The 20,905-nt window shown below is 62.2% G+C and carries 17 protein-coding genes, 1 tRNA gene and 2 rRNA genes; 5 read left to right on the plus strand and 15 right to left on the minus strand.

The annotated features are described in order from the left end of the window. Nucleotides 1–86: 86 nt before the first annotated feature. Genes FR699_RS09690 through FR699_RS09715 form a run of 6 tightly spaced genes read right to left on the minus strand, consistent with a single transcriptional unit; the run spans nucleotide 87 to nucleotide 6,772 of the window. Nucleotides 87–1,136, minus strand: coding sequence for a 4Fe-4S dicluster domain-containing protein (locus FR699_RS09690; RefSeq protein WP_158855293.1), 1,050 nt, complete (start codon nucleotides 1,134–1,136; stop codon nucleotides 87–89). Continuing rightward, nucleotides 1,136–3,991, minus strand: a complete 2,856-nt coding sequence (locus FR699_RS09695; protein WP_158855294.1) for a molybdopterin-dependent oxidoreductase — start codon at nucleotides 3,989–3,991, stop codon at nucleotides 1,136–1,138. The genes FR699_RS09690 and FR699_RS09695 overlap by 1 nt, the downstream gene beginning before the upstream one ends. Further along, nucleotides 3,988–4,173 carry a hypothetical protein gene (locus FR699_RS09700; RefSeq protein WP_154552977.1) on the minus strand — a complete coding sequence of 62 codons (186 nt, stop codon included), beginning with the start codon at nucleotides 4,171–4,173 and terminating at the stop codon, nucleotides 3,988–3,990. Before FR699_RS09700 ends, FR699_RS09695 begins: the two co-directional genes overlap by 4 nt. After that, the gene (locus FR699_RS09705; protein ID WP_158855295.1) at nucleotides 4,166–5,578 is read right to left on the minus strand and encodes a cytochrome bc complex cytochrome b subunit; all 1,413 of its coding nucleotides are present in this window, start codon (nucleotides 5,576–5,578) and stop codon (nucleotides 4,166–4,168) included. Before FR699_RS09705 ends, FR699_RS09700 begins: the two co-directional genes overlap by 8 nt. Continuing rightward, nucleotides 5,578–6,204, minus strand: a complete 627-nt coding sequence (locus FR699_RS09710) for a ubiquinol-cytochrome c reductase iron-sulfur subunit (RefSeq protein WP_158855296.1) — start codon at nucleotides 6,202–6,204, stop codon at nucleotides 5,578–5,580. Before FR699_RS09710 ends, FR699_RS09705 begins: the two co-directional genes overlap by 1 nt. Further along, on the minus strand, nucleotides 6,197–6,772 hold the full coding sequence (locus FR699_RS09715) for a hypothetical protein (RefSeq protein ID WP_154552974.1): 576 nt from the start codon (nucleotides 6,770–6,772) through the stop codon (nucleotides 6,197–6,199). The genes FR699_RS09710 and FR699_RS09715 overlap by 8 nt, the downstream gene beginning before the upstream one ends. A 235-nt stretch (nucleotides 6,773–7,007) precedes the next feature. Here FR699_RS09715 and FR699_RS09720 point away from each other — a divergent pair, with 235 nt between their 5' ends. Together FR699_RS09720 and FR699_RS09725 are read left to right on the plus strand one after the other, a co-directional pair. Continuing rightward, a complete protein-coding gene (locus tag FR699_RS09720) occupies nucleotides 7,008–7,694 on the plus strand; it encodes a helix-turn-helix domain-containing protein (RefSeq protein WP_158855297.1) in 687 nt (228 codons plus the stop codon). Then, complete coding sequence (locus FR699_RS09725) at nucleotides 7,684–8,016, plus strand: hypothetical protein (RefSeq protein ID WP_158855298.1); 333 nt, start codon at nucleotides 7,684–7,686, stop codon at nucleotides 8,014–8,016. The genes FR699_RS09720 and FR699_RS09725 overlap by 11 nt, the downstream gene beginning before the upstream one ends. A 96-nt stretch (nucleotides 8,017–8,112) precedes the next feature. Here FR699_RS09725 and FR699_RS09730 read toward each other — a convergent pair whose 3' ends face one another. From FR699_RS09730 to FR699_RS09740, 3 genes are all read right to left on the minus strand, one after another. Beyond that, nucleotides 8,113–9,369 (minus strand): RNA-guided endonuclease TnpB family protein, encoded by a 1,257-nt coding sequence (locus tag FR699_RS09730; protein ID WP_158855299.1) that lies wholly within the window; start codon nucleotides 9,367–9,369, stop codon nucleotides 8,113–8,115. Between the two features lie 256 nt (nucleotides 9,370–9,625). Continuing rightward, nucleotides 9,626–10,312, minus strand: a complete 687-nt coding sequence (locus FR699_RS09735; RefSeq protein WP_158855300.1) for a molybdenum cofactor guanylyltransferase — start codon at nucleotides 10,310–10,312, stop codon at nucleotides 9,626–9,628. Further along, a complete protein-coding gene (locus FR699_RS09740; RefSeq protein WP_158855301.1) occupies nucleotides 10,299–12,158 on the minus strand; it encodes a molybdopterin biosynthesis protein in 1,860 nt (619 codons plus the stop codon). The genes FR699_RS09735 and FR699_RS09740 overlap by 14 nt, the downstream gene beginning before the upstream one ends. 103 nt (nucleotides 12,159–12,261) lie before the next feature. Here FR699_RS09740 and FR699_RS09745 point away from each other — a divergent pair, with 103 nt between their 5' ends. Further along, nucleotides 12,262–13,089, plus strand: a complete 828-nt coding sequence (locus FR699_RS09745; protein ID WP_158855302.1) for a molybdopterin synthase — start codon at nucleotides 12,262–12,264, stop codon at nucleotides 13,087–13,089. A gap of 90 nt (nucleotides 13,090–13,179) precedes the next feature. Next, nucleotides 13,180–13,425: a DUF2061 domain-containing protein gene (locus FR699_RS09750; RefSeq protein ID WP_154552968.1), complete on the plus strand. Its 246-nt coding sequence runs from the start codon at nucleotides 13,180–13,182 to the stop codon at nucleotides 13,423–13,425. Here the strand turns inward: FR699_RS09750 and glp are convergent. After that, entirely contained in the window at nucleotides 13,415–14,626 is a 1,212-nt protein-coding gene (gene glp, locus FR699_RS09755) for a gephyrin-like molybdotransferase Glp (RefSeq protein ID WP_154552967.1), read from the minus strand. The genes FR699_RS09750 and glp overlap by 11 nt on opposite strands. 113 nt (nucleotides 14,627–14,739) lie before the next feature. Here glp and moaA point away from each other — a divergent pair, with 113 nt between their 5' ends. Continuing rightward, nucleotides 14,740–15,777: a GTP 3',8-cyclase MoaA gene (moaA, locus tag FR699_RS09760; protein ID WP_154552966.1), complete on the plus strand. Its 1,038-nt coding sequence runs from the start codon at nucleotides 14,740–14,742 to the stop codon at nucleotides 15,775–15,777. A 39-nt stretch (nucleotides 15,778–15,816) separates the two neighbouring features. Here the strand turns inward: moaA and moaC are convergent, their stop codons facing one another. The 5 genes from moaC to FR699_RS09785 form a co-directional block, all read right to left on the minus strand. Continuing rightward, nucleotides 15,817–16,311, minus strand: a complete 495-nt coding sequence (gene moaC / locus FR699_RS09765; RefSeq protein WP_158855303.1) for a cyclic pyranopterin monophosphate synthase MoaC — start codon at nucleotides 16,309–16,311, stop codon at nucleotides 15,817–15,819. Nucleotides 16,312–16,364: 53 nt separating this feature from the next. Then, nucleotides 16,365–16,865, minus strand: a complete 501-nt coding sequence (locus FR699_RS09770; protein WP_158855304.1) for a molybdenum cofactor biosynthesis protein B — start codon at nucleotides 16,863–16,865, stop codon at nucleotides 16,365–16,367. Between the two features lie 225 nt (nucleotides 16,866–17,090). After that, nucleotides 17,091–17,166: transfer RNA gene (locus FR699_RS09775), tRNA-Cys, on the minus strand. A gap of 561 nt (nucleotides 17,167–17,727) precedes the next feature. Next, nucleotides 17,728–17,850, minus strand: a 5S ribosomal RNA gene (gene rrf / locus FR699_RS09780). Nucleotides 17,851–17,962: 112 nt separating this feature from the next. Then, a 23S ribosomal RNA gene (locus FR699_RS09785) occupies nucleotides 17,963–20,882 on the minus strand. Nucleotides 20,883–20,905 lie beyond the last annotated feature (23 nt).

Raw genomic sequence — 20,905 nt, forward strand, 5'->3', positions numbered from 1 at the left:
CCGAGCTCAACGATTCCTTCCTATCGTCAGTCATCGTCGAACACCGGGAGGCGAAGCGTCCCGAGCTCGACGATTCGTTCCTGTCGTCAGTCATCGTCGAACACCTCCAAACGGTACTGCTGGGCAGGATTCTTGTCCTGGAGGATCTCCATGAGTTCGCTGTGGCCGCCGCGTTCGACCTTGGCGCGTTCGCGCTCGATCGTGTCCAGGGCGTCGTTTACCTGCTCGCCGAACAGCTCTTCGAGGTAGGATCGGGGAATGCGCTCGACGTCGACGCTCTCGCCGTCCTCTGAGTGCTGTGGCGGGGCGACCGGCGGAATGTAGTAGACGTTCGGCGTCGTCTGGTACTCCGGATGGAGCGGGAGGGCAACTTCGTATTGCTCGACGAGTTTGTAGATCGGCCCGTCCTGATCGTCGAGGTAGCCCACCAACCGCAGTTGGGTCGTACACTGATCCGCACAGGCCGGCGGATGCACCTCGTCGTCCGGTCCCTCGCCCTCGATGCGAGGGTAACAGAACACGCACTTCTCGCTGTTTTTCGTCACGGCATTGTAGTAGACTTTCTTGTAGGGACAGCCCTCGACACAGTATCGGTAGCCCCGACAGCGCTCCTGATCGACCAGGACGACGCCATCTTCCTCGCGCTTGTAGATCGCCTTCCGGGGGCAGGCCTCCACACAGGAGGGATGGGTGCAGTGGTTGCAGATCCGCGGCATGTAGAAGTAGTAGTTGTTGGGATGCTCGCCGGCACCCTGGTCTTCGTCCCAGTTGGGTCCCCACTCGGGATCGCCGTTCTCGGGTTTGAGGGCCTTGTCCTCGCCCTCCTTGAGGATGCCCTCGTGGTCGAACTCCCAGGCCTCGCCGTACTCCTCCTGGGAGGGAATCTCGCCGACGGAGCGCTCGTTGTGCTCTTCGGACTCCCAGCCGCCACCTTTCGATTCCCAGTCACGTGGGTAGCCGGATCCGGGGCGGGTCTCGACGTTGTTCCAGTACATGTACTCGGTGCCCTCCCGTTCGGTCCAAAGGGTCTCGCAGGCGACCGTGCAGGTCTGACACCCGATACACTTGTTGAGATCCATCACCATCGCAACCTGGTGGTCGACGCCGTCGGCGATCTCGACGTCATCGTGGGCCATCAGTCCTCACCCCCTTCTTTGGGCCTGATATCACAGCGAACGTCGTTGTTGACGCCGGTCGGTCCCCAGAAGTTCGGGAAGAAGTGGAGGTGTTCGCCCGAATCTTCGGGGTACTGGACGAGTTGGGTGGGTTTCATGTACATCGGGATCAGCGAGTTGAAGTTGTCGCGACTGGGGTACTGGTACTTCTCCCAGGCGAAGTAGTGCCGGACCGTTCCGGGTTCGCTGGCCGGGTAGATTTTGGCGTTGGCCTCGATGGTCGCCAGATCGTTGTAGATCTCGACGGTGTCGCCGTCTTCGATCCCGCGATGCTGGGCGTCCTCGGGATGGATGAACACCACGGGCTCGCCCCGGTTGAGCTGGAGCATCTTCTCGCTGTCGCGCCACGTCGAGTGGATCGACCACCGGCCGTGGGGCGTGTTGTACCGCAGCGGATACTCACTCTGGTCGTTCGTCTCGACCGGGCGCTTGTGGGTGGGCAACTGCTCGTCGACGTCTAAGAACCAGTCGTGATCGATGTAATACTGCTGGCGGCCCGTGAGGGTAGGCCACGGTTCCTTGTCCTGAACGAAGTCTTTCCAGGGCGCGTAGGCTTTCCCTTCCTCCAGATCGGAAGTCCAGTGGCCGCCCGCAGCCTCGAAGCGCTGGGGCTGTTCGACGGTATCGGCGAAAGTGATCTCGCCGCCGTCGTCGGGATTGGTCTCCGTCGAGTGTTCGAGGACGAACTCACAGGCGGCCTTGTCTTCTTCCAGACCACCCGCCTCGTCGGTCTTCCAGTCTCGGACGTAATCGTCGTAGACCGACTGCAAGTCGATCTGCCGATCGAACTTGCGGTCGTCGATCGGGTCGATGTCCCGCTCGATGGCGAGCTCCTGGATCTTCGCCGCGAGTTCCTTGAAGATCTGCCAGTCGGACTTGGACTCGCCGATGGGTTCGACGGCGGGCGTGAACGGATGCACGTAGGTGTGCATGTCCGTCATGTTGAGGTCGTGTTTCTCGTAGTGGCTCGCGGCCGGCAGCACGATGTCAGCGTACAGCGCCGTCGAGTCCAGCCGGAAGTTGATGTCTACGACGAGATCCAGCTTGTCCCAGAGAACTTCCTCGACAGCGATGTTGCCTTTCGCCTGGTTGAAGAAGTTGCCACGCCAGACGAACATCGTCGAGGGGTCGGGTCGGGAGCCGTCCTCACGTTCCTCGGGATAGACCGGCATCCAGTCCCTCTCGACGGCCTCTTCGATCTTCGCGCGCGTATCCGGATCGGTGTTTTCGAGGATTCCGGCGTGATAGTAGGTCCACAGCGTCGTCGGGACACCACGGACGGAGCCGGTCGGGAACGAGAGGGATTTCCAGCCTTTGAACGTCCAGATCTTCTCCTGACCGACGTAGTGGTCGACGCCGGTGCCGTTCCGGCCGATGTGGCCGGTCAGCGTCACGAGCAACTGGATCGCGCGGTTGCCAAGGTCGTTGTGATACCAGTCGTTGACACCTTTGCCGTGGATGATCTTCCCGCGGTCGACGTCGGCGAACTCCCGGGCGATCTGCTGGTGGGTTTCGGCCCCGACGCCGGTCTCCTCGGCGATGTACTCGGGCGTGTAGTTGGCCAGTTCCTCCCGGAGGTTGTTCCAGACCGAGGTGACCGAGACTTGCCCGTCGGTCGTCGCAACGGTATCCTCGACGGCGAGCTGGGGGTCGAAGTCGAGTTCGATCGACAGCGAATCGTCGTACTTCCCCGACCGCTCGCCCAGCGAGCCAGGCGCAGCGCGGAGGTTCCCGTCGCCGTCCTGCATGACCATGACCTTCTCGGGCTCGTCGGCGTCGACATCGAGATCCGGCACTTCGTCGGCCCGAAGGAACTTGCCCGTGTCTTCCCGGACGAGCAGTGGCATGTCCGACTGCTCTTTGAGATGTTGTTCGTCGTGGAGACCTTCCTCGACGATGGTGCGGGCCATCCCCAGCGCCAGGGCGGTGTCGGTCCCGGGGTCCGGGGCGATCCACTCGTCGGTGTGGATAGCAGTCTGGGAATAGTCCGAAAAGATCCCAACGCGCTTTGCGCCCTCGTAGCCGGCGTCGAGGAAGTACTTCGCGTCGGGGATACGCGTGACGTTGATGTTACTCCCCCAGGCGATGATGTACTCGGCGTTGTGCCAGTCGGCACTCTCGGCGTTGTCGGTCTGGTGGCCCCACGTGATCGGCTGGCCCGGCGGCAGGTCGGAGTACCAGTCATAAAAAGAGTGGGAGACGCCGCCCAGGAGGTTGACCAGCCGGGTTCCCGACGCAAAGGAGATCGGACTCATCGCCGGGATCGGCGTGAACCCGGAGATCGCGTCGTAGCGGCCAGCCTGGACCTCCTCGATGACGTGCTCGGCGATCTCCGTCAGGGCCTCGTCCCAAGAGATGCGTTCCCACTCGCCAGCCCCGCGCTCGCCCGTTCGGCGCATGGGGTACTGGACGCGCTGTTCGGCGTCAACGTAGTCGTTATAGCAGGCCCCTTTCTGGCAGCCCCGCGGGTTGGGGTCGGGCAGACTCTCGTCGAAGCGGGGGTAGTCGTTGGCCTGCTGTTCGCGCCAGACCTGGCCGTTCTTGACGTAGACGTCCCACGAACAGGAGCCGGTGCAGTTGACCGAGTGGGTCGAACGGGCGACCGAATCCCAGTCCCACTCCTCGCGGTAGAAGTCCTCCCAGTCGCGGTAGGGGTAATTGCCGATCGGGTCCTCGACGGTTTCGAGGCCGTCAAGTGCCCGGTCGGCGACCGACAGGCCGGTCGCGCCGACCACGCCGGCCGCACCGGCACCCAGCAGGAAGTCACGGCGCGAGAGGCCGTCTGTACTGTCGTCGGATGGATTTGCGTCGCTCATTGGTTCTCGATGAAGACGGTTGCAGTCGCGAGTATCGCTCCGATCACGACGAGGACGATCCCGGCAGCGGTCGTCGGCCCAACCTCCAGGGCCGCAGTCGCTACCGCCAGGCCCGCGAGTTTACTCGCCGTATCTACGCGTCGATACGTCCGGCCGGACAGCGCCGGCAGGTACTCACTCATCGTCGGGCACCTCCACTGGTTGGGCTGTGTCGTCGTCCGATCCTGCCGGCGACTCGTCGGGCTCGCGTTCGCGGGTGATCGCCCAGTGGACGATGCCGAAGGCAGCGATCGGACCGACGATCATCGCGGCCAGGAGCGGTAGGTTGACGGCACCAGTCGTCGTCCCCAGCGCCTCGGCGAGCAGGTTGTTCATGCCCGCGATCGAGGCGATCATGACGAAGACGACGCCGGCGACGCCGACGCCCGTCTGGACCGGTCGCTCGAAGGGATCGGCCGTGAAGTGGACGCTCTCCCGCCGCCGGTCGATAAAGGGCCAGGCGAACACGGCCAGGAAGACCAGCGCCGGCAGGGCGACCCCGCCGAGGAACTCCGCGCTGATCTCGATCGGGCCAATGTGAAAGCCCAGCGAGGAGGGCAGGACTTTCAGGAAGCCATACAGCCACATGAAAAACCAGTCGGGCATGATCAGCGCAGGCGTGCCCGCCGGGTTGTTCGGCCCGTACTCGGCGATGTTGTGGACGGGCAGAAACCCGGCAAGTGCCGAGAGCGTCGCCAGCGTCAGGAAGAACACGACAGCACTGACTGCCGCCTGATTGGGGACGGCCGGGAGCCCGACGACGACACTATCGTCCTCGCGATCGACGGTATCGTGGTTGACCCCGCCGTCGGCGGCCGCCGACGAATCGACCGGCTCGACGTCCTCCTCACGCTGTGCCTCGGTGTGTTTCTGCCGGACGAGCAGCCCCATGTGGGCCGCCAGGCCAACGGCGATCAGCGCCGGAATGAGGAAGACGTGTAAGAAGTACAACCGCGGGATCGTCGCACTGGAGGGGAAATCCCCACCGAAGACGATCGCGGCGATAGCATCTCCCAGAATCGGGATCGAGCCGGCGATGTTGTAGCCGATCCCGGTCGCCGTCGAGGCGAACTCGTCGAAGGGCAGCGCGTAGCCAGTGTAAGCCGCCCCCATCGCCAGGATCGCCAGCACGGTCCCGACGACCCAGTTGATCTCCCGTGGGTTGCGGTAGGCCCCGTGGAAGAACACCCGCAGCATGTGCAGGCCGATCGCGGCGACAAAGAGGTGGGCCGCCCAGTGGTGGAACCGACGGATGAACATGCCGAAAGGCACGTCGTAGGTCAACTGGAGGACACTGCCAAAGGCTGCCGGCAGGTCTTCGCCCTGGAATTTGGCGACACTTCCCTCGTAGGTCATCTCTGCTGTCGACGGCTCGTAGAAAAAGGCCAAGAAGATGCCAGTCAGCCCGAGCATCACAAAGGAGAACAGCGCGACCTCCCCGAGCAGGAACGAGTCTTCGGCAGGGAAGGCTTTCCCGAGGAAATCCTCGGCGTCACCCAGATCGAGGCGGTCGTCGAACCAGTCATAGAGGCGGCGAGTTCGGGACATCACTCACCCCCCGCGCCGACGTGGCCGTCGAAGTCGCCCGTCGCGATCAAATGGCCGTCGCTGGCGAGCGTGATCGGGAGCTGGGGCAGCGCTCGGGGTGGCGGCCCCCCTGTCACTGCCGCACCGTTTGTCGGATCGAACTTTCCGTAGTGACACGGACAGACGAGTGTGTCGTCCTCCCGATCGGAGACGGTACAGCCCGCATGCGTGCAGATCTTCGAGTAGGCCGCATAGCCCTCGACGGTGTAGGCGAGTTCGGTCCCGTCGCCGTAGTCGGTCTCGGGGAAGCGCACGAGCAGCGTGGGTGCGTCGCCGATCCCGGGCCGGGGCTCGGGGAACACCGTCAACTGCTCGCCTGCTTCGAGGCGATCGGGCGTGATCCGGTTGCCGTCCCCATCAACCAGCGGGATACTCTCACCGTAGATCGGGCCGGTGTAGGTGCGCTGGAAGACCTGCTGGAGGCCCGCAAGCGGTGCGGCGAGGCTGGCCAAAGCAGTGAGTCCGCCCCCCGTCGCCAGGAGTTTGGCGATGTCACGGCGCTGGAGTGTCGCCCGGTCGTCGTCGAAGAGGCTCGGCCGGACGGGGGCTTGCTCCTCGTCGCACTCACAGGGGCAATCGTCACTCACCGTGACCCCTCCGTTCGGCCACCGCAACGTGGGGCATGAACCAGGCGTAATACGCGACTGTGAGCAGAGCCAGCGAGAGGAACAGCCCGGTCGCGTACAGCCCGAAGTACTGGGTGCGTGCAAGCGTGAGGTATTCGCCGGTGAACAGCGCGGCAAAGACGATCGAAAGCACCGTCAGGCCGGCCATCGCGACCAGGCCCTCGATCGAGTCCGGCGCGTCCTCGTAGGCGACCAGCCACCGGTCTTCGGTCTCAAGCCAGGGGAGGAGTCGATCCGGGAGCGAAGGGGAATCCCCTGGACTCGATCGCCGCACTGCCCGGTTCATGAACCGGTGGGCGGCGGCCAGGACGCCCACGAGGGCAAACAGGACGACCCAGATGATCACCCCGACCTGGCTGGGCGAGAGTTTGTTCGGCGTATCGACCAGGCTCCCCAAGGGCTGCATTTCGGAGACGCTCTGGTCGATCGCGATCTCTGCTGCGGGGGGCTCGCCGTGCAGCGCTACGAACCACATCGGCAAGAGTACGGCGAGCACCACGACCGCGATGACGAGTGTGGACCGTCTCATATTGATCACTGTAAACTGATATCTCGCGCTCGGGACAGCAGCGGATGAGCGGAGATGTCGGTCACATCGATATGCTGTCTCTCCCCCCAAAGCTTGAGAACCTCAACGCTGAGGGCTTTTATGTTAGAAGATAATGAAATATGTTCGGGCAGATGTTTATAAGCGAATGGCGACTCGACCCGAACCCGTTCGGCCCAAACGAAATATGGGTCGTGGGGCTGTACATAGAGAGAGAATGGAGGGTATTCGGGCAGAACTCGTCGTCGAGGACCCCAAGCAGTGCGACGTGGCGGCCGCGTCCCGGGAGTGTGGGCCGGTCGCGTCGGTTTCGCGAAGTGGCGTCCCGGACGGCGAGGGACGCGTCCACGACGAGTTCACGGTCCGGGACGGCAAGCGGCCGGATTCCCTCGGCGACGCGACAGCCATCTTCAGTGACGACCGCCGGACCATCTACCGGCTGGCGCGCACGCCCGGCCGGGGCTGTGTCTGTGAGTGTATCGAGCGCGAAGGCTGTACCGTCCGGGACGTCCAGGCCGCCGACGGCACGCTGTTCGTGACAGTCCTCGCCCGGGAGCTCGACGGCATACGCGCGATCGTCTCAGCGCTGCGGGAGACTCACGACGGCGTTCAGGTCGGGAAGCTGGTCCGTGCGCCGCCGGAGAACGACGCCGGCCCGCTGTGGGTCACTGATCCGGACGAATTGACTTCCCGCCAGCGGGAAGTGCTCCGGACGGCCTACGAGGAAGGGTACTTCGAGTACCCACGGCAAGCGAGCGCCGAGGAGATCGCCGACACCCTCGGGATTGCGACGCCGACGTTCACCGAACACCTGGCGGCCGCCCAGCGGAAGCTACTCGCGGAGTGTCTCGAAACAGACGGCGAGCGCCGGACGTCCCCACGAAAGAAGCCCGATGGGGACTGATCAGGAGTCCAGATCGTACAGAGAGAAGTGTCTCCGCAAGTTCCTCGTCGTGACACTCTTCGGCCAGCGAAAGCGCCGCCTGGGGCCGGGCGAGCAGTCTCGCGACGAGTTGGTCGGCCAGTTGTTCGAGGGCCTCGTGGTGGCAGTCATCGACATCCCGGCGGGCCACTGCAAGTTGGCGCCGCTTCTCTCGCTTTGCCCGCTCGCGGAGTCGGCGGGCAGCCGCCTGTACATTGTGATCACCCTGTTCGGCTCGGCTCGCGGAACACTGCACAGACCCACGGAAGACCAGGACCGGCTAGTGACCTCCTCCTCGCCGTAAACGGAGAGGGATCGAAGATCCCTCAGGCAGTCGGGCTACGCCCGACGACGGCGAGGCTTCCCGTACCGCACCGCAAGCGTTGGGATATTTGCTGGTCTACGGGCAGACCTGTTCTTGTGGGGCTATTCTCCCCGTCGATTTATCGAACAGGCGCACCGAAGGTTGGGCCAGACAGCCGTTACTCCTATCCTCAGCAGGACTTGGAGTTACCGTCGCACGCATATTCTCCGCCGCGTTTAGGTCGCTGTTCGCAACCAGTTCGCAGTTCTCACACACGTACAATCCGCGCTCAACCCGGTTCGAATCTGCTTTTATGCCACACTCACAGCACGTTACCGATGTAGCCAACTCGTACTCGTCAACACGCTCTACGTCAATCCCACGTTCCTCAGCCTTGTACTCGATGTGACTCAGGATGGTTTCAAACGCCCAATCATGCAGGCGCTTGTTCCCATGACGACCCCAGTCTTCATCCTCACGAATGTCTTTTGGATGACCAATCGCAATTGTTCCAACTGCTCGGTCAGCACATTGTTCTACAATGTCTTTGGAAACTGCGTGGAGAAAGTGATTTTGCCGCCGGGATTTCTTCTGTCGTGCCCATTCAGCATGGGCGCTTGGACCGTTTTCGCCTTCCGTGTCATATTCTTCCTGTCGGAAGTAGTGGGCGTCCTCCTTCAAGGCGTTCCCCGGATATAACAGCGTCTCGTCACCAACAGAGACAGCGGCAGTATTGCAGATACCAAGGTCAACACCAGCCGTCTTCTCGCCAGACGAGTCGGCGGTGTCGATGGCGACTTTACAGACGAAGTGCAGTTCCCAGTGGTCGCCGGTCCAGACGATGCGGACCTGTTGTACGTCTTCTACGGCAGTCAGGTCTGCGTCTGGCCCGGTGTCGTATTCGCAGAGAACGAAGTCACTCCATCCGTCTTTCAGGTTTGTGCCTTTCGAGAGGCGGACTTGGTGGTGTTTGGTATCGAGTTTGAACCCGTCTTCTTTGAACGTGATTGTCGAGCGTGGGCGTTCGTCACCGTGTTTGCGGTAGCCCGGTGGGTTGGCGTCTGGGTCATCTTGTTCGAACCAGGACTGGAAAGCGCCAGCCAATTCTTCGACGATTGCCTGGCTTGATTGGGCGTTCAAATCTCTCCAGCACGGTTGGTTCTTCATGTAGGACTTGAGCGGTCCTTCATCGGGTATTTCACCGGTTTCGTCCCAGATGCGGCCTGCAGTCCACCGAGCGACGTTCCAGATTTTACTGCCGGAACGAGCGAGTGAATCCAGGTCACGCACAACACCGTCACGGTCGTTGGTGAGTGTCGCTGTAATGGTGCGTGTTGTGACCAGATTCACCATACATAGCCCTTGACAGTAAAATGACTTAATGGTTCGTGTCAGCGTTGAATATCCAGCCGGGCGAAGTAGTGACGGTCTCTCACCAGAGCGTACGCGAGTCACTCCCGTCCTCGAAAATCGAAGATTTTCGGGTGTGGTTCGAGACGCTACGCGTCTCGTCATCACGAGAGACTCCGTCTCTCGAACGACAGCAAGACCTTCGGTCTTGCCATGCCCCTGTTCAGTCCTCGGTTCCGACTGAGCGTCGGAACACTCGTCACTCACGGGAAGGGCGGGATTCTCTCGCTGAATCAAGATCGCCCGCCTCACCATCCGCCCGCTCGTCGTCGATGGCCTGCCGGACGCGTCGCAACTCGGCGACCGTGTTGACGTTCCGAACCGACCGCGCCAGATCGAATTCGTCCGGGCGTTCCGCCGCCGGAATCGGCCGGACTGCCAGTCCGTCGAGCAACTCACGGACACGTTGAGTCTCTGGATTGGTAACCAGTTCGTTGCGGAGGGACTCGCGGCGATACCACGCGTGGAGCGGGTGAGTCTCGCCGCCGGTCTCCGGGATGATCGCGTCGATTTCCGGGGAGCGCTGGTCCGCGAGCCAAGAGAGCACCCCAGGGTCGACCAGCGGAAGGTCACAGGCGAGGACGAGCAGCCACCCCGAGTCAGCGACAGTGACAGCGCGTTCCAACCCTGCGAGCGGCCCCGCACGATCGCCGGCGTCGACGACGAACCGGATGGCTGTATCCAGGGCGTCGGCATAGCCCTCACGCTGGTCGGCCGATCCCACGGCGACGATCGGCGTCCCATCAGTCACTGACGCGGCCGTTCGGACGACGCGTTCGAGCATCGGCTCCCCGTCGACGGTAGCGAGGGCTTTCGAACCATCGGCGAAGCGGCGGCTCCCCCCACCGGCCAGGACGACTGCCGTCGCTTCGTCAGTCGGCTGCATAGCCATCCAGACCGGCGAGGAAGCGAGCCTCATCGAGGGTTCGTGCCAGCGATGTGACCCCGGATTTCCCGGTTCGACCGCTCGCTGCGACGGCACGCACACGCTGGGTGCCAAGCGACAGGAACGCCAGTCCCAGATCACTCGCGGTCGATCGCAGGCCAAGCCCGGCATCCGCGTCACCGCGGGCGACCCGGCGGGCAGGACTCTCGAGGCCCGGAACCGCCACATCGTACCCGTCGATCGACTTCCGCAGTGCCTCGGGCTCGGCTCGCTGGTCGATCACCGCGTCGAATACCGCTCGCAGCCCCGACTCACGGTCGCGGTTGACCAGTCGATAGTCACCGACGGCCAGCTCCTCGAGCGATTCGACGTCAGTCGCGTCCGCAGAAAGGACCACGCCCCACTCGCGCGTCCAGGTCGCGAGAGTCTCGCTGTCCCCGGGGTGGGAATCGCCGGTGAGGACGGCGACATCGGCGATACCGTCCCGGAGCCAGCGGGCACCGCCGCGGGTTCCAATCGTGCGATAACGGGTCGCGTCGATCCCGGCGATCGCAGCCGCAAATCCGGGGTCTGATTCCCCAACTGCCAGCAGGGCAGGGGGGCGATCGGCCGTCGAAAACCGTTCGACTGCGAGGCGTTCGCCGGCCGGCAAGACGCGCGTGTCGGCCGGCATCTCGACGACCCCGTCGGCGTAGGCCAGGCTCGTCGTCGCGCCGCTCCCTCGGTCGACGGGATAGGCCAAGAGTTCGTCCGCACCGTCCCGAATCAACCCGACCGGCAGTGCGCGGTGGCGTCCCTCGGCGTACCGTTCCTCGACGGCCAGCTCAGCAGTGACGGTTTCGGCGTCCCGCTCGGTGCCCGTCCACCGGCGGAGCGTGGGCGCGACCAGCAACCGGAAGATCGACAGCGCCGAGACGGGATAGCCTGGCAGCCCGACCAGCGGCGTCCCGCCGTACCGGCCAACGACTGTCGGCTTGCCGGGCTTGATCGCGACGCCGTGGACGGACAACTCGCCGTCTTCCTCGACGATCCGGTACAGCATATCGCCGCTCCCAGCACTCGTCGACCCGGAGGTGAGGACGAGATCGCACTCTTTGGCCGCTCGCTGTAACGTCTCGCGAATCGCGTCCTCGTCGTCTTCGACCGTACCATATGGGACCGGATTCGCGCCTGCCGCCCGGACCGCGCTGGTGAGAGTGGTTTCGTTGACGTCGTAGATCTGGCCGGCAGTGTGATCGAGAGCACTACCGGGAGCGACGAGTTCAGCGCCGGTCGAAACGACGCCGACGTCCGGGCGCGCACGGACAGTGACAGTCTCCTGGCCGATCGCCGACAACAGCCCCAGCGTTCGCGGCGCGAGTCGCGTCCCGGCACTCAACGTGCGATCGCCGGCCGCGACGTCACTGCCCGCGGGTGCGACGTTCGTTCCGGATGGGACGGCCTGCTCGACGGCGACAGTCTCGCCCCGACGCTCGGTACGCTCGACTTTCACGACGGCGTCGGCGCCGGGCGGCAAGACGGCGCCGGTCGCGATCTCGATGGCCGTTTCCGGCCGGACCCGATAATCTGGCTCCTCCCCGGCCGCCAAAGAGCCCTCGACACCGAGTTCGACAGGGTTCGTCTCGCCGGCCCCCGTCGTATCTGTCGCCCGGACGGCGTAGCCGTCCATCGCCGCCCGGTCGAAGCCGGGCACGTCGATCGATGCCGTGACTGGTTGGGCGAGTACGCGGCCCGACGCGGACTCGACTGGAACCGCCTCAGTCCGGGCGGGCCGCTCGACGGCCGCGATCGCCTCGCGAGCGTCTTCGGGAGTTACCAGTTCGCGCATTTCCCGGCGCTCTGTCATAGGATCTCGTAGGCCCCGGGCGCCGAAAAGCACGCCGGTGAACGCGTTCGGCTGGACACTTTCGCCAGCAGGTTCAAGGGCACCGATCCCCCCTACCCTAACGATGAAGCCGGTCTCGATAGTCGGCCCCTCCGATGCAGGAAAGACCACGCTAATCGAACGTCTGACCGAGCGACTCGCCGATCGCGGACCGGTCGCAACCGTCAAACACCTCCGGTGTACTCCCGACATCGACACCACCGGGACTGACACTGCCCGCCACCGGGAGGCAGGTGCCGCCGAAACCTACGGGATCGAGGCCGACGGAACGTGGTTCGGGACGGGGACTGACCGGACACTCGGGGCTGTTCTGGACGACCTCGCGCCCGACTACGAGTACGTGCTCGTCGAGGGATACAGCGACGCGACTCTCCCGACGATCGCGCTGGGCGGGCGAGACCACACCGGCGAGACACTCTTAGCCGCGAGTTCGGCCGACGGTGTGAATCTGGACGCCGCCGTCGAGGCGATCGAAAGTGTCGAGCCGTACGTGACGCTGGACTCGCTGATCGCGCGGGCAGTCGGGTCCGAACAGGCCGAGTACGCAGGTGCGATCGCGACGTTTACCGGTCGCGTCCGGGTGAAAGACGCCCCCGAGGACGCCCGGACCGAATCCCTCGAATTCGAGCGCTACGACGAGGTCGCTGCCGAACGCATCAGGACAATCCGGGAAGAGTTGACCGACCAGGAGGGTGTCTTCGAAGTGCTGGTCCATCACCGGACGGGCGTCGTCGAAGCCGGCGAAGACGTCGTCTACGTTGTCGTCCTCGCCGGGCATCGGGCCGAGGCCTTCAGCGCAGTCGAAGACGCCATCGATCGTGTGAAAGCCGAAGTCCCGCTGTTCAAAAAGGAAGTGACCGTCGAAGACGATTTCTGGGCCCACGAACGATAGCGTGAGCGGGTGAAGTCAGGCAATCCGCGTTCCGCACCCGAGAGTGAGTTCACCAGGGCTTTCGAGTAGCCGGCGGGAGTGATGGGATACATGTCGATCCGTTCGCTCTTTCGAAACCAGGCCCGACAGGCTCGTTCGCGGGCCATCGTGAAGACGCTGCTGTACCGGACGGTGATGATCCTCATTACCATCGTGGTCGCGCTGGCGGTGACCGGGGAACTCGACCAAGCGTTCAGTATCGGGCTGGTCACGAACGTCGTCAAAACAGGGACCTATTACGGGTACGAGCGCCTCTGGGATCGGATTGCGTGGGGCGTTGAAGACGTCAGCGGGTAGCCCGCCAGTCCTCGACTCGAACGCGTTCGCCAGCCTCGTATCCCTCGACGGACTCGGGGACGACCACCCAGCCATCAGCAGCAGTGACGCTCGACAACACGCTCGCGCCCGCGACCCGAATCGGTTCGACACGATCGGGGTTGTCCTCGCTCTGGCGCACTCTCCCAAAGGTGCGAACACCCGGCTCGCTGGCTATCTTGCCGTCCAGTTCCGCCGCGAAAGTGTGAATCGACGGCGGAGTACGTCCGACAGCGTGGGCCAGTGACGGCCGGAGTAACTGAAGCGCACCGACATAGCACGAGACTGGATAGCCCGGGAGAATCAGCACCGGTGTCTCGTCGACGGTCCCGAATCCGAGAGGGTGGCCGGGCTTGATCGCGACGCCGTGGACGACCAGTTCGCCGACCGACTCGATAACCTCGGGCAGCAGGTCACGATCGCCCACGGATGAGCCCCCAGTCGTCACGAGCAAATCCCGGTCGGTTCGTCTCACGATGGCATCAGATAGTCTATCAACGTCGTCGGTCACGATCTCAGCTTTCGTCGCCTGCCCACCCCACTGCTCGACCAGTCCGGCGACCATTGTCCCGTTGGTCTCGACAACTTCACCCGGGTCGGGGTCGGCCGCCACGAGTTCTTCGCCAGTCGGAACGACCCCGACGGTCGGCGGGTCCCTGACCGGTATCTCTGTCACACCGGTCGCCTTCAAGAGCGCGATGTCGGCCGGCCCGAGTCGATGTCCCGCATCGAACAACGTCTTGCCTGCTGGGATATCCTCACCAACCGGGGAGACGTTCTCGCCAGGCGCGGCGGCTGACTCGACGGCGAGTTCGTCCGCTCGTTGGGTGACGTGCTCGATCATGACCACGGCGTCACCTCCCTCGGGGATCGGCTGCCCGGTATGGACGCGAACGGCGTCGCCGGCCGAGATCGACCCACTGGCGGGCTGCAACCGTCGGGGAGACCGAGCGCCTGCGCCAGTGGTGTCGGTTGCCCGGACAGCGTACCCGTCCATTGCTGCCCGCTCGAAGTGTGGGACCGGTCGGTGTGCGTCGACCGACGCGGCGAGTACCCGACCGGCGGCCTCGTCCGGAGGGACAGAATCGATCCGGTCGTGTGGCGCGATCAGGTCCAGCCATTGCCGGCGAGCGTCAGCCAGTCTTGTTACCGACTGGAACCCAGCTCGGTGACGATCAGCCATGTCCGGGGTTGAGAGCCCCCGAGCAAAAAGCGAGTCGGGACCATGTTCGGTCCACCTACCGAGTGTGTGGAACGGGCGCGCCTTTTAGGTACCTGGGTCACTGGATATCGAACATGCTTGCGGACCGCTTCGATCGAGCGCTCACCGGGATCCGGGTGTCACTGACCGACCGGTGTAACTTCGATTGCGTTTATTGCCACAACGAGGGCTTGGGTGATACCCGCGGCCCGATGGCCCCCCGCGAGGACGAACTGGGGACTGACGAAGTGGTCCGCGTCCTGGACGTGGCGGCCGACGTGGGCGTCGATGCCGTCAAGCTCACCGGCGGGGAGCCGATGTTGCGCGAGGACCTCGAAGCGATCGTCCGGCGCGCGCCCGACGCCCTCGAGGTCTCGATGACGACCAACGGCGTCTTCCTCCCGGATCGAGCCGAAGCACTTGCCGCGGCCGGCCTCGAGCGCGTCAACGTCTCGCGAGACGCGATCGACCCGGCGGCGTTTGCCGATCTGACGAACGCCGGCGCGTCCGGGCAGGTCTTTGCAGGGATCGATGCCGCGCGCGAGGCCGGGCTCGATCCCGTCAAGCTCAACGCGGTCGTTTTCGAACAGACAGCCCATCACATCCCCGACCTGGTCGAGTACGTAGCCAGCCGGGACGAATTAGTGTTGCAACTCATCGAATTCATGCCGGAACTGGTTGGAAGTCCAGAGTGGGCGGTCGAAATCGAGCGCGTCCACGACTGGTTGTCCGGTCTGGCCGTCGAGATCGAATCGCGCGAGATGCACGACCGGACCCGCTACCACATCCCAGCGGGCGCGGCCGACGCCACAGGCGATGGGTCGACAGCACAAGCGGGCGAGGGTATCGGCATCGTCGAGATCGTCGATCCAGTTGGCAACGAAGACTTCTGTGCGAACTGCCACCGCGTGCGGGTGACGCCGGAAGGGCACCTGATGGGCTGTCTCAATCGCCCCGACGAGCGTGTCTCGCTTGGCGAGTGCTCCCGGAAGGCAATCCGCGAGGCGTTCGAAACCGCCGTCGCCGAGCGTGTCCCCTACTACGGTGAGTACATGACCCGCGAGGACGGCGAATGGGTGCGAAATCCTGAGTACGCCGACCGCGACGTGCCGACTCCGAGTACCGACGACTGACCGGGGTATGCAACCAGCGTGCCACCGAAGCCGAGCCTGTCAGCCCATCGCGTCACCCGCGTCGAGTTCGTCGACGGTCTTCTCGACGACCCGGACGTCCTGAATCGCCGTCCCGGAATACTCACCAGTGGCGTCTTTCTCGGCAGCCTTGACCATATCCCAGACGACATTTAGCCCCGTCGTCACGCCTTCCAAGGCTTCCATTTCACAGCCAGTCTGGCCGGTCGTCTCGACGGCGACGCGGAGAGTGATCGCCTCGTCGTCGAGAGCGAAATCTGTCTCGACATTCGTGATTGGAATCTGGTGACAGAGCGGAATCGTCTCCCAAGTGTGTTTGACCGCCTGTATCGCGCCGATGCGGGCTGTCGCGAGAACGTCACCTTTCGCGACGGCGTTCTCGCGAATCGCCTCGAGAGTGGAAGGCGTGAGCACGATCGACCCAGCCGCAACTGCGCGTCGCTTCGCTGATGGTTTCTCGCCGACGTCGACCATGTCGGCCGCCCCATCCTTGACGTGGGTAAACTCCTCGGTCATGCACGAGCCTTGACCGCGCCCGATGTTGTAGGTTCGGGCAAGCCCGATCAACGCTACCGAGTCGCCATCGCAACGAGGTGGGCAATTTCCGGCAAGATGATCTCTTCAGTCCCGAGCGTGACTGCGGCTTCGCTGCCGGGCAGGCAAAAGACAACGGTCTGATCGATGACGCCAGCAGTCGCCCGGGTCGCAATCGCGTGCGTGCCAATATCCTCTATCGAGCGTCGCCTGAAGTGTTCACCGAACCCCGGTAGTTCGACCTCGAAGGCGTCCTCGGCGACATCGATTGTCACGTCGTCCGGCGTAATCCCCGTGCCACCCGTCGTGACAATCGCGTCGACATCCGGATCGGCGACGAGGTTACCAAGCGTCGTCTCGATCGCGTCGGCATCATCGTCGACGAGTCGCCGGTCAGAAAGCGTCACACCAGGAGTGTCTGTAACCGCCGCGACGATGGCACCACCCGAAGCATCCGTCGCTTTGGTCCGGGACGTTGAAATCGTCACGAGGGCGATCGACACCTCATCGACACCGTGGTCGTGATGTGGACTCATGCGTGGGTAGTCGGGAGCCTGATAGAAGAGCCCACCGTCGTCGAAAATTGCTCCAATAAGGGTAGTACTAAGAGCTGATCCACACCACTAGTTCGAACCGAGACTGAGGACCCAACTGTCGCCGATGAATGTGACTTCCACTCAGCTATCAATCCACCCCAGTTTGGTGAAGTGCAGTTGTACCCCGATTGTGTCACGATCGCAACTACTACTCAAAAGGCAAAAAGCCAAGGGCCGGATTTGAACCGGCGATGGGCGGCTCTGCAGGCCGCTGCGTTAGGCCGGACTCTGCCACCTTGGCACAATAGACACTCGCCAGTCCGTCGATTTATGTTTTACGAGTGGTGGCCGCCGAGAACGGAGTCACGATCCAACGACTGAAATGGAGATTACCCCAATACGCCGCCTAGTCAAATACCCAATAATTGTATACTATCTACGCATATTTATCAAGATGTAAAAACGTTCTTGCGTGTCCTCCTGATACTCGTACGCAGATGTCGACACTTAACCAACCTGCCTCCCAGAAAGACAGCACATGGCATCTGCTCACGATCGGCGCCGTCTTAGTCGTGGCCAGTCTAGGATTGTCCAGCTGGCTGCTGAGTAACGGCGACATCCCAGGTGGCCTCGGCACACTATTGCTAACGATTGCTGGTAGCCTCTTCATCGCGATCGGTAACGCGGAGTCGCCGCCACAAGGTGCATAACTACCTGTAGAGCCTGTCTCCGGTCTTTAGAGTATTTTTGTCGGCTTTTCAAGAGTGTTGCCACTCACGGTAAATGAAGCGCACTACATAACGATAAAAACCCATCCGAGAGAGAAGGATGTCTCTCTCGGATGGGTTGAATATGGTATAAGTGGAGGCGGCGAACCGGATTTCCCAGAGACTCTCGTACTCCAGTACTCGCCGGAACGCAGGCGGGCTTAACTTCCGTGTTCGGAATGGGTACGGGTGTAGACCCCGCCGCTATGGCCGCCTTAACGCCGATCCGCGGAATCGAACCGCGCTTGGCCAGCGATCGGTTGATGCGATACCGTTGTACGTGCGATCCAGTTTGCGCCTGGACGCGATGCGTCGCGTTCACATGCGGTATGAATGGTGGCTTCGGTCAGTTAGTTCTCGCGGGCTAAACACCTCGTTACCTCGGTGCGTACACCCCGAGTCTATCGAACTCGTCTTCTACGAGTGACCTCAGCGGTACCTCTTTTCCAGGTGGGTTTCCGGCTTAGATGCGTTCAGCCGTTACCCCGTGTGGCGTGGCTGCCCGGCAATGCTCTCTCGAACAACCGGTACACCAGTGGCCACCATCCGTAGTTCCTCTCGTACTATACGGACGTTCCCGTCAGGTACCAAACACCCCCAATAGATAGCAGCCGACCTGTCTCACGACGGTCTAAACCCAGCTCACGACCTCCTTTAATAGGCGAACAACCTCACCCTTGCCCGCTTCTGCACGGGCAGGATGGAGGGAACCGACATCGAGGTAGCAAGCCACTCGGTCGATATGTGCTCTTGCGAGTGACGACTCTGTTATCCCTAGGGTAGCTTTTCTGTCATTCATTGCCCGCATCAAGCGGGCAAATGAGTTCGCTAGACCACGCTTTCACGTCAGCGTTCCTCGTTGGGAAGAACACTGTCAAGCCATCTTTTGCTCTTGCGCTCTTCTCCGGATCTCTGACCCGGATGAGATGGCCTTAGGGCGCGCTCGATATTCTTTCGAGCGCGTACCGCCCCAGTCAAACTGCCCGGCTATCGGTGTCCTCCTCCCGGAGTGAGAGTCACAGTCACTAACGGGTAGTATTTCAATGCTGACTCGGTGGCGTGCTGGCGCACGTACCTGTGTAACGTCTCCTACCTATGCTGCACATTAGCGACCATGTCTCAGCGACAGCCTGCAGTAAAGCTCCATAGGGTCTTCGCTTCCCCTTGGGGGTCTCCAGACTCCGCACTGGAATGTACTGTTCACCGGGCTCAACGTTGGGACAGCGAGGCTCTGGTTAATCCATTCATGCAAGCCGCTACTGAAGCGGCAAGGTACTACGCTACCTTAAGAGGGTCATAGTTACCCCCGCCGTTGACGGGTCCTTCGTCCTATTGTACTAGGTGTTCAGATACCCGCACTGGGCAGGATTCAGTGACCGTACGAGTCCTTGCGGATTTGCGGTCACCTATGTTGTTACTAGACAGTCCGAGCCTCCAAGTCACTGCGACCTGCTCATTTCCTGAGCAGGTACCCCTTATCGCGAACTTACGGGGCTAAATTGCCGAATTCCCTAACGTCGATTGATCCCGACAGGCCTTGGCTTTCTCCGCCAGAGCACCTGTGTCGGTGCTGGGTACGAGCACCGTACTGTCTTTTCAAGGGCCCCAGGTTGAACCAAATTACTCTATCTCGCCGTTCGCCCGCTTCGTGCCATTACGGCTTCCACGAGCTTTGACGATTCGACCGGGCGAATGCCCGGCATGGTCTACCCCGAGGCGTCGACATTGAATGTACGGTGGCACTGGAATATTAACCAGTTTCCCTTTTGATCCGCTCGAGTTGCGACGGATCTTAGGATCGGCTAACCCTCGGCTGACGAACAGTGCCGAGGAACCCTTGCTCTTCAGGCCGTCAGGATTCTAACCCGACTTTCGCTGCTACTAAGACCAGGATTTTCGTTTCTACGCGGTCCACACGAGTTCTCACCCGTGCTTCCACCCGCGCAGAACGCCAACCTACACAACCACCCTCTAACAGGTGTGGCCAGGTATCGGTGGTGGACTTGAGCCCCGATCATTTTGGGCGCCTCAAACCTCGGCCGGTAAGCTGTTACGCTTTTCTTGGAGGGTAGCTGCTTCTAAGCTCACCTCCCGGCTGTCTAGGGCTTGAGACCACCTTCGATCGCACTTAGTCCACACTTGGGGACCTTAACCCAGCTCTGGGTTGTCTCCCTCACGGTACACAGGCTTACCCCGCATACCGGACTCCTCGCATCAATGGCGTCCGTAGGTTCGGAGTTTGACAGCCGCGCCGACTCCTCTCGGAGGCGGACACGGCAATCGGTCGCTCTACCCCACGGACTACCTCAGCGAAGGTCATGCTTCGACATGTTTCGGTTGGAACCAGCTGTTGCCGGACTCGATGGGCCTTTCACCCCTACACATAGATCACGAGAGGGTATTGTAGGACACCAACTCTAACAGGCTTCCACGTAGCTTTCGCCACGCTTCACCTTGTCCATGCGTAGATCGTCCGGATTCGGGTCGTGCCCGTATGACTCCCCGCCCTTGAAGACGGCGGCCCTCGTGCAAAGCACTGCGGCCATGTCGGTTTCCCTATGCCTTCCCCGATAATCGGGTTAGACTCGCCATACAAGCACACTCCCTGGTTCGTTTTTCAAAACGTACGACTGAACAGCGGCTTCCCTCGAGTCCTACTGTATCCTCGCGGATAGGTCGTTCGTCGAGGGACCTTTCGTGCCCAGTCGCTCCATCGTCAACTGATTTTAGGCCCTATTTCGCCTCCCTTCTGAGGGTACTTTTCAGCGTTCGCTCACGCTACTTGTTCACTATCGGTCTCGGGACGTATTTAGTCTTGACAGTAGATGCCTGCCAAATTCACGAGGGATTTCCAACCCCCGCTACTCGGGAACTGGCGCACGTCGTACTTGACCTCGTTACGGGGCTGTCACCCTGTATCGCGCTCTGTTCCAAGAGACTTCAAGAGGACGTTCCGACGATGAGTGCCAGTCCACACACCACATTGGCCGTAAGGCCTTCGGTTTGGACTGTGTCGCGTTCACTCGCGGTTACTGACGACATCACATTCGTTTTCTCTTCCTGCCGATACTGAGATGTTTCAGTTCTCGGCGTTCCCCATTGCGCAAAGCAATTGCGGTGAGGAGTTCCCATTCGGGAATCTCAGGTTCTACACCTCCGTGCGGCTCCCCTGAGCTTATCGCAGCTTGGCACGCCCTTCGTCGGCGCCCGAGCCGAGCCATCCACCAGCTGACATAGCAGCCAACTTCACTTCAAGCGCCGAGTGTGAACTCG

Origin of the sequence: Halorhabdus sp. CUG00001 (assembly GCF_009797925.1) — an archaeon.
Taxonomy (GTDB): Archaea; Halobacteriota; Halobacteria; order Halobacteriales; family Haloarculaceae; genus Halorhabdus.

What these genes read in the sequence shown, in the direction of transcription:
- FR699_RS09720 (WP_158855297.1), top strand. Translation starts at nt 7,008, where the DNA reads ATGGAGGGTATTCGGGCAGAACTCGTCGTCGAGGACCCCAAGCAGTGC.
- FR699_RS09740 (WP_158855301.1), bottom strand. Translation starts at nt 12,158, where the DNA reads ATGACAGAGCGCCGGGAAATGCGCGAACTGGTAACTCCCGAAGACGCT.
- FR699_RS09745 (WP_158855302.1), top strand. Translation starts at nt 12,262, where the DNA reads ATGAAGCCGGTCTCGATAGTCGGCCCCTCCGATGCAGGAAAGACCACG.
- glp (WP_154552967.1), bottom strand. Translation starts at nt 14,626, where the DNA reads ATGGCTGATCGTCACCGAGCTGGGTTCCAGTCGGTAACAAGACTGGCT.
- moaA (WP_154552966.1), top strand. Translation starts at nt 14,740, where the DNA reads ATGCTTGCGGACCGCTTCGATCGAGCGCTCACCGGGATCCGGGTGTCA.
- FR699_RS09715 (WP_154552974.1), bottom strand. Translation starts at nt 6,772, where the DNA reads ATGAGACGGTCCACACTCGTCATCGCGGTCGTGGTGCTCGCCGTACTC.
- FR699_RS09735 (WP_158855300.1), bottom strand. Translation starts at nt 10,312, where the DNA reads ATGCAGCCGACTGACGAAGCGACGGCAGTCGTCCTGGCCGGTGGGGGG.
- FR699_RS09750 (WP_154552968.1), top strand. Translation starts at nt 13,180, where the DNA reads ATGTCGATCCGTTCGCTCTTTCGAAACCAGGCCCGACAGGCTCGTTCG.
- FR699_RS09705 (WP_158855295.1), bottom strand. Translation starts at nt 5,578, where the DNA reads ATGTCCCGAACTCGCCGCCTCTATGACTGGTTCGACGACCGCCTCGAT.
- FR699_RS09695 (WP_158855294.1), bottom strand. Translation starts at nt 3,991, where the DNA reads ATGAGCGACGCAAATCCATCCGACGACAGTACAGACGGCCTCTCGCGC.
- FR699_RS09690 (WP_158855293.1), bottom strand. Translation starts at nt 1,136, where the DNA reads ATGGCCCACGATGACGTCGAGATCGCCGACGGCGTCGACCACCAGGTT.
- FR699_RS09730 (WP_158855299.1), bottom strand. Translation starts at nt 9,369, where the DNA reads ATGGTGAATCTGGTCACAACACGCACCATTACAGCGACACTCACCAAC.
- FR699_RS09700 (WP_154552977.1), bottom strand. Translation starts at nt 4,173, where the DNA reads ATGAGTGAGTACCTGCCGGCGCTGTCCGGCCGGACGTATCGACGCGTA.
- FR699_RS09770 (WP_158855304.1), bottom strand. Translation starts at nt 16,865, where the DNA reads ATGAGTCCACATCACGACCACGGTGTCGATGAGGTGTCGATCGCCCTC.
- FR699_RS09725 (WP_158855298.1), top strand. Translation starts at nt 7,684, where the DNA reads ATGGGGACTGATCAGGAGTCCAGATCGTACAGAGAGAAGTGTCTCCGC.
- moaC (WP_158855303.1), bottom strand. Translation starts at nt 16,311, where the DNA reads ATGACCGAGGAGTTTACCCACGTCAAGGATGGGGCGGCCGACATGGTC.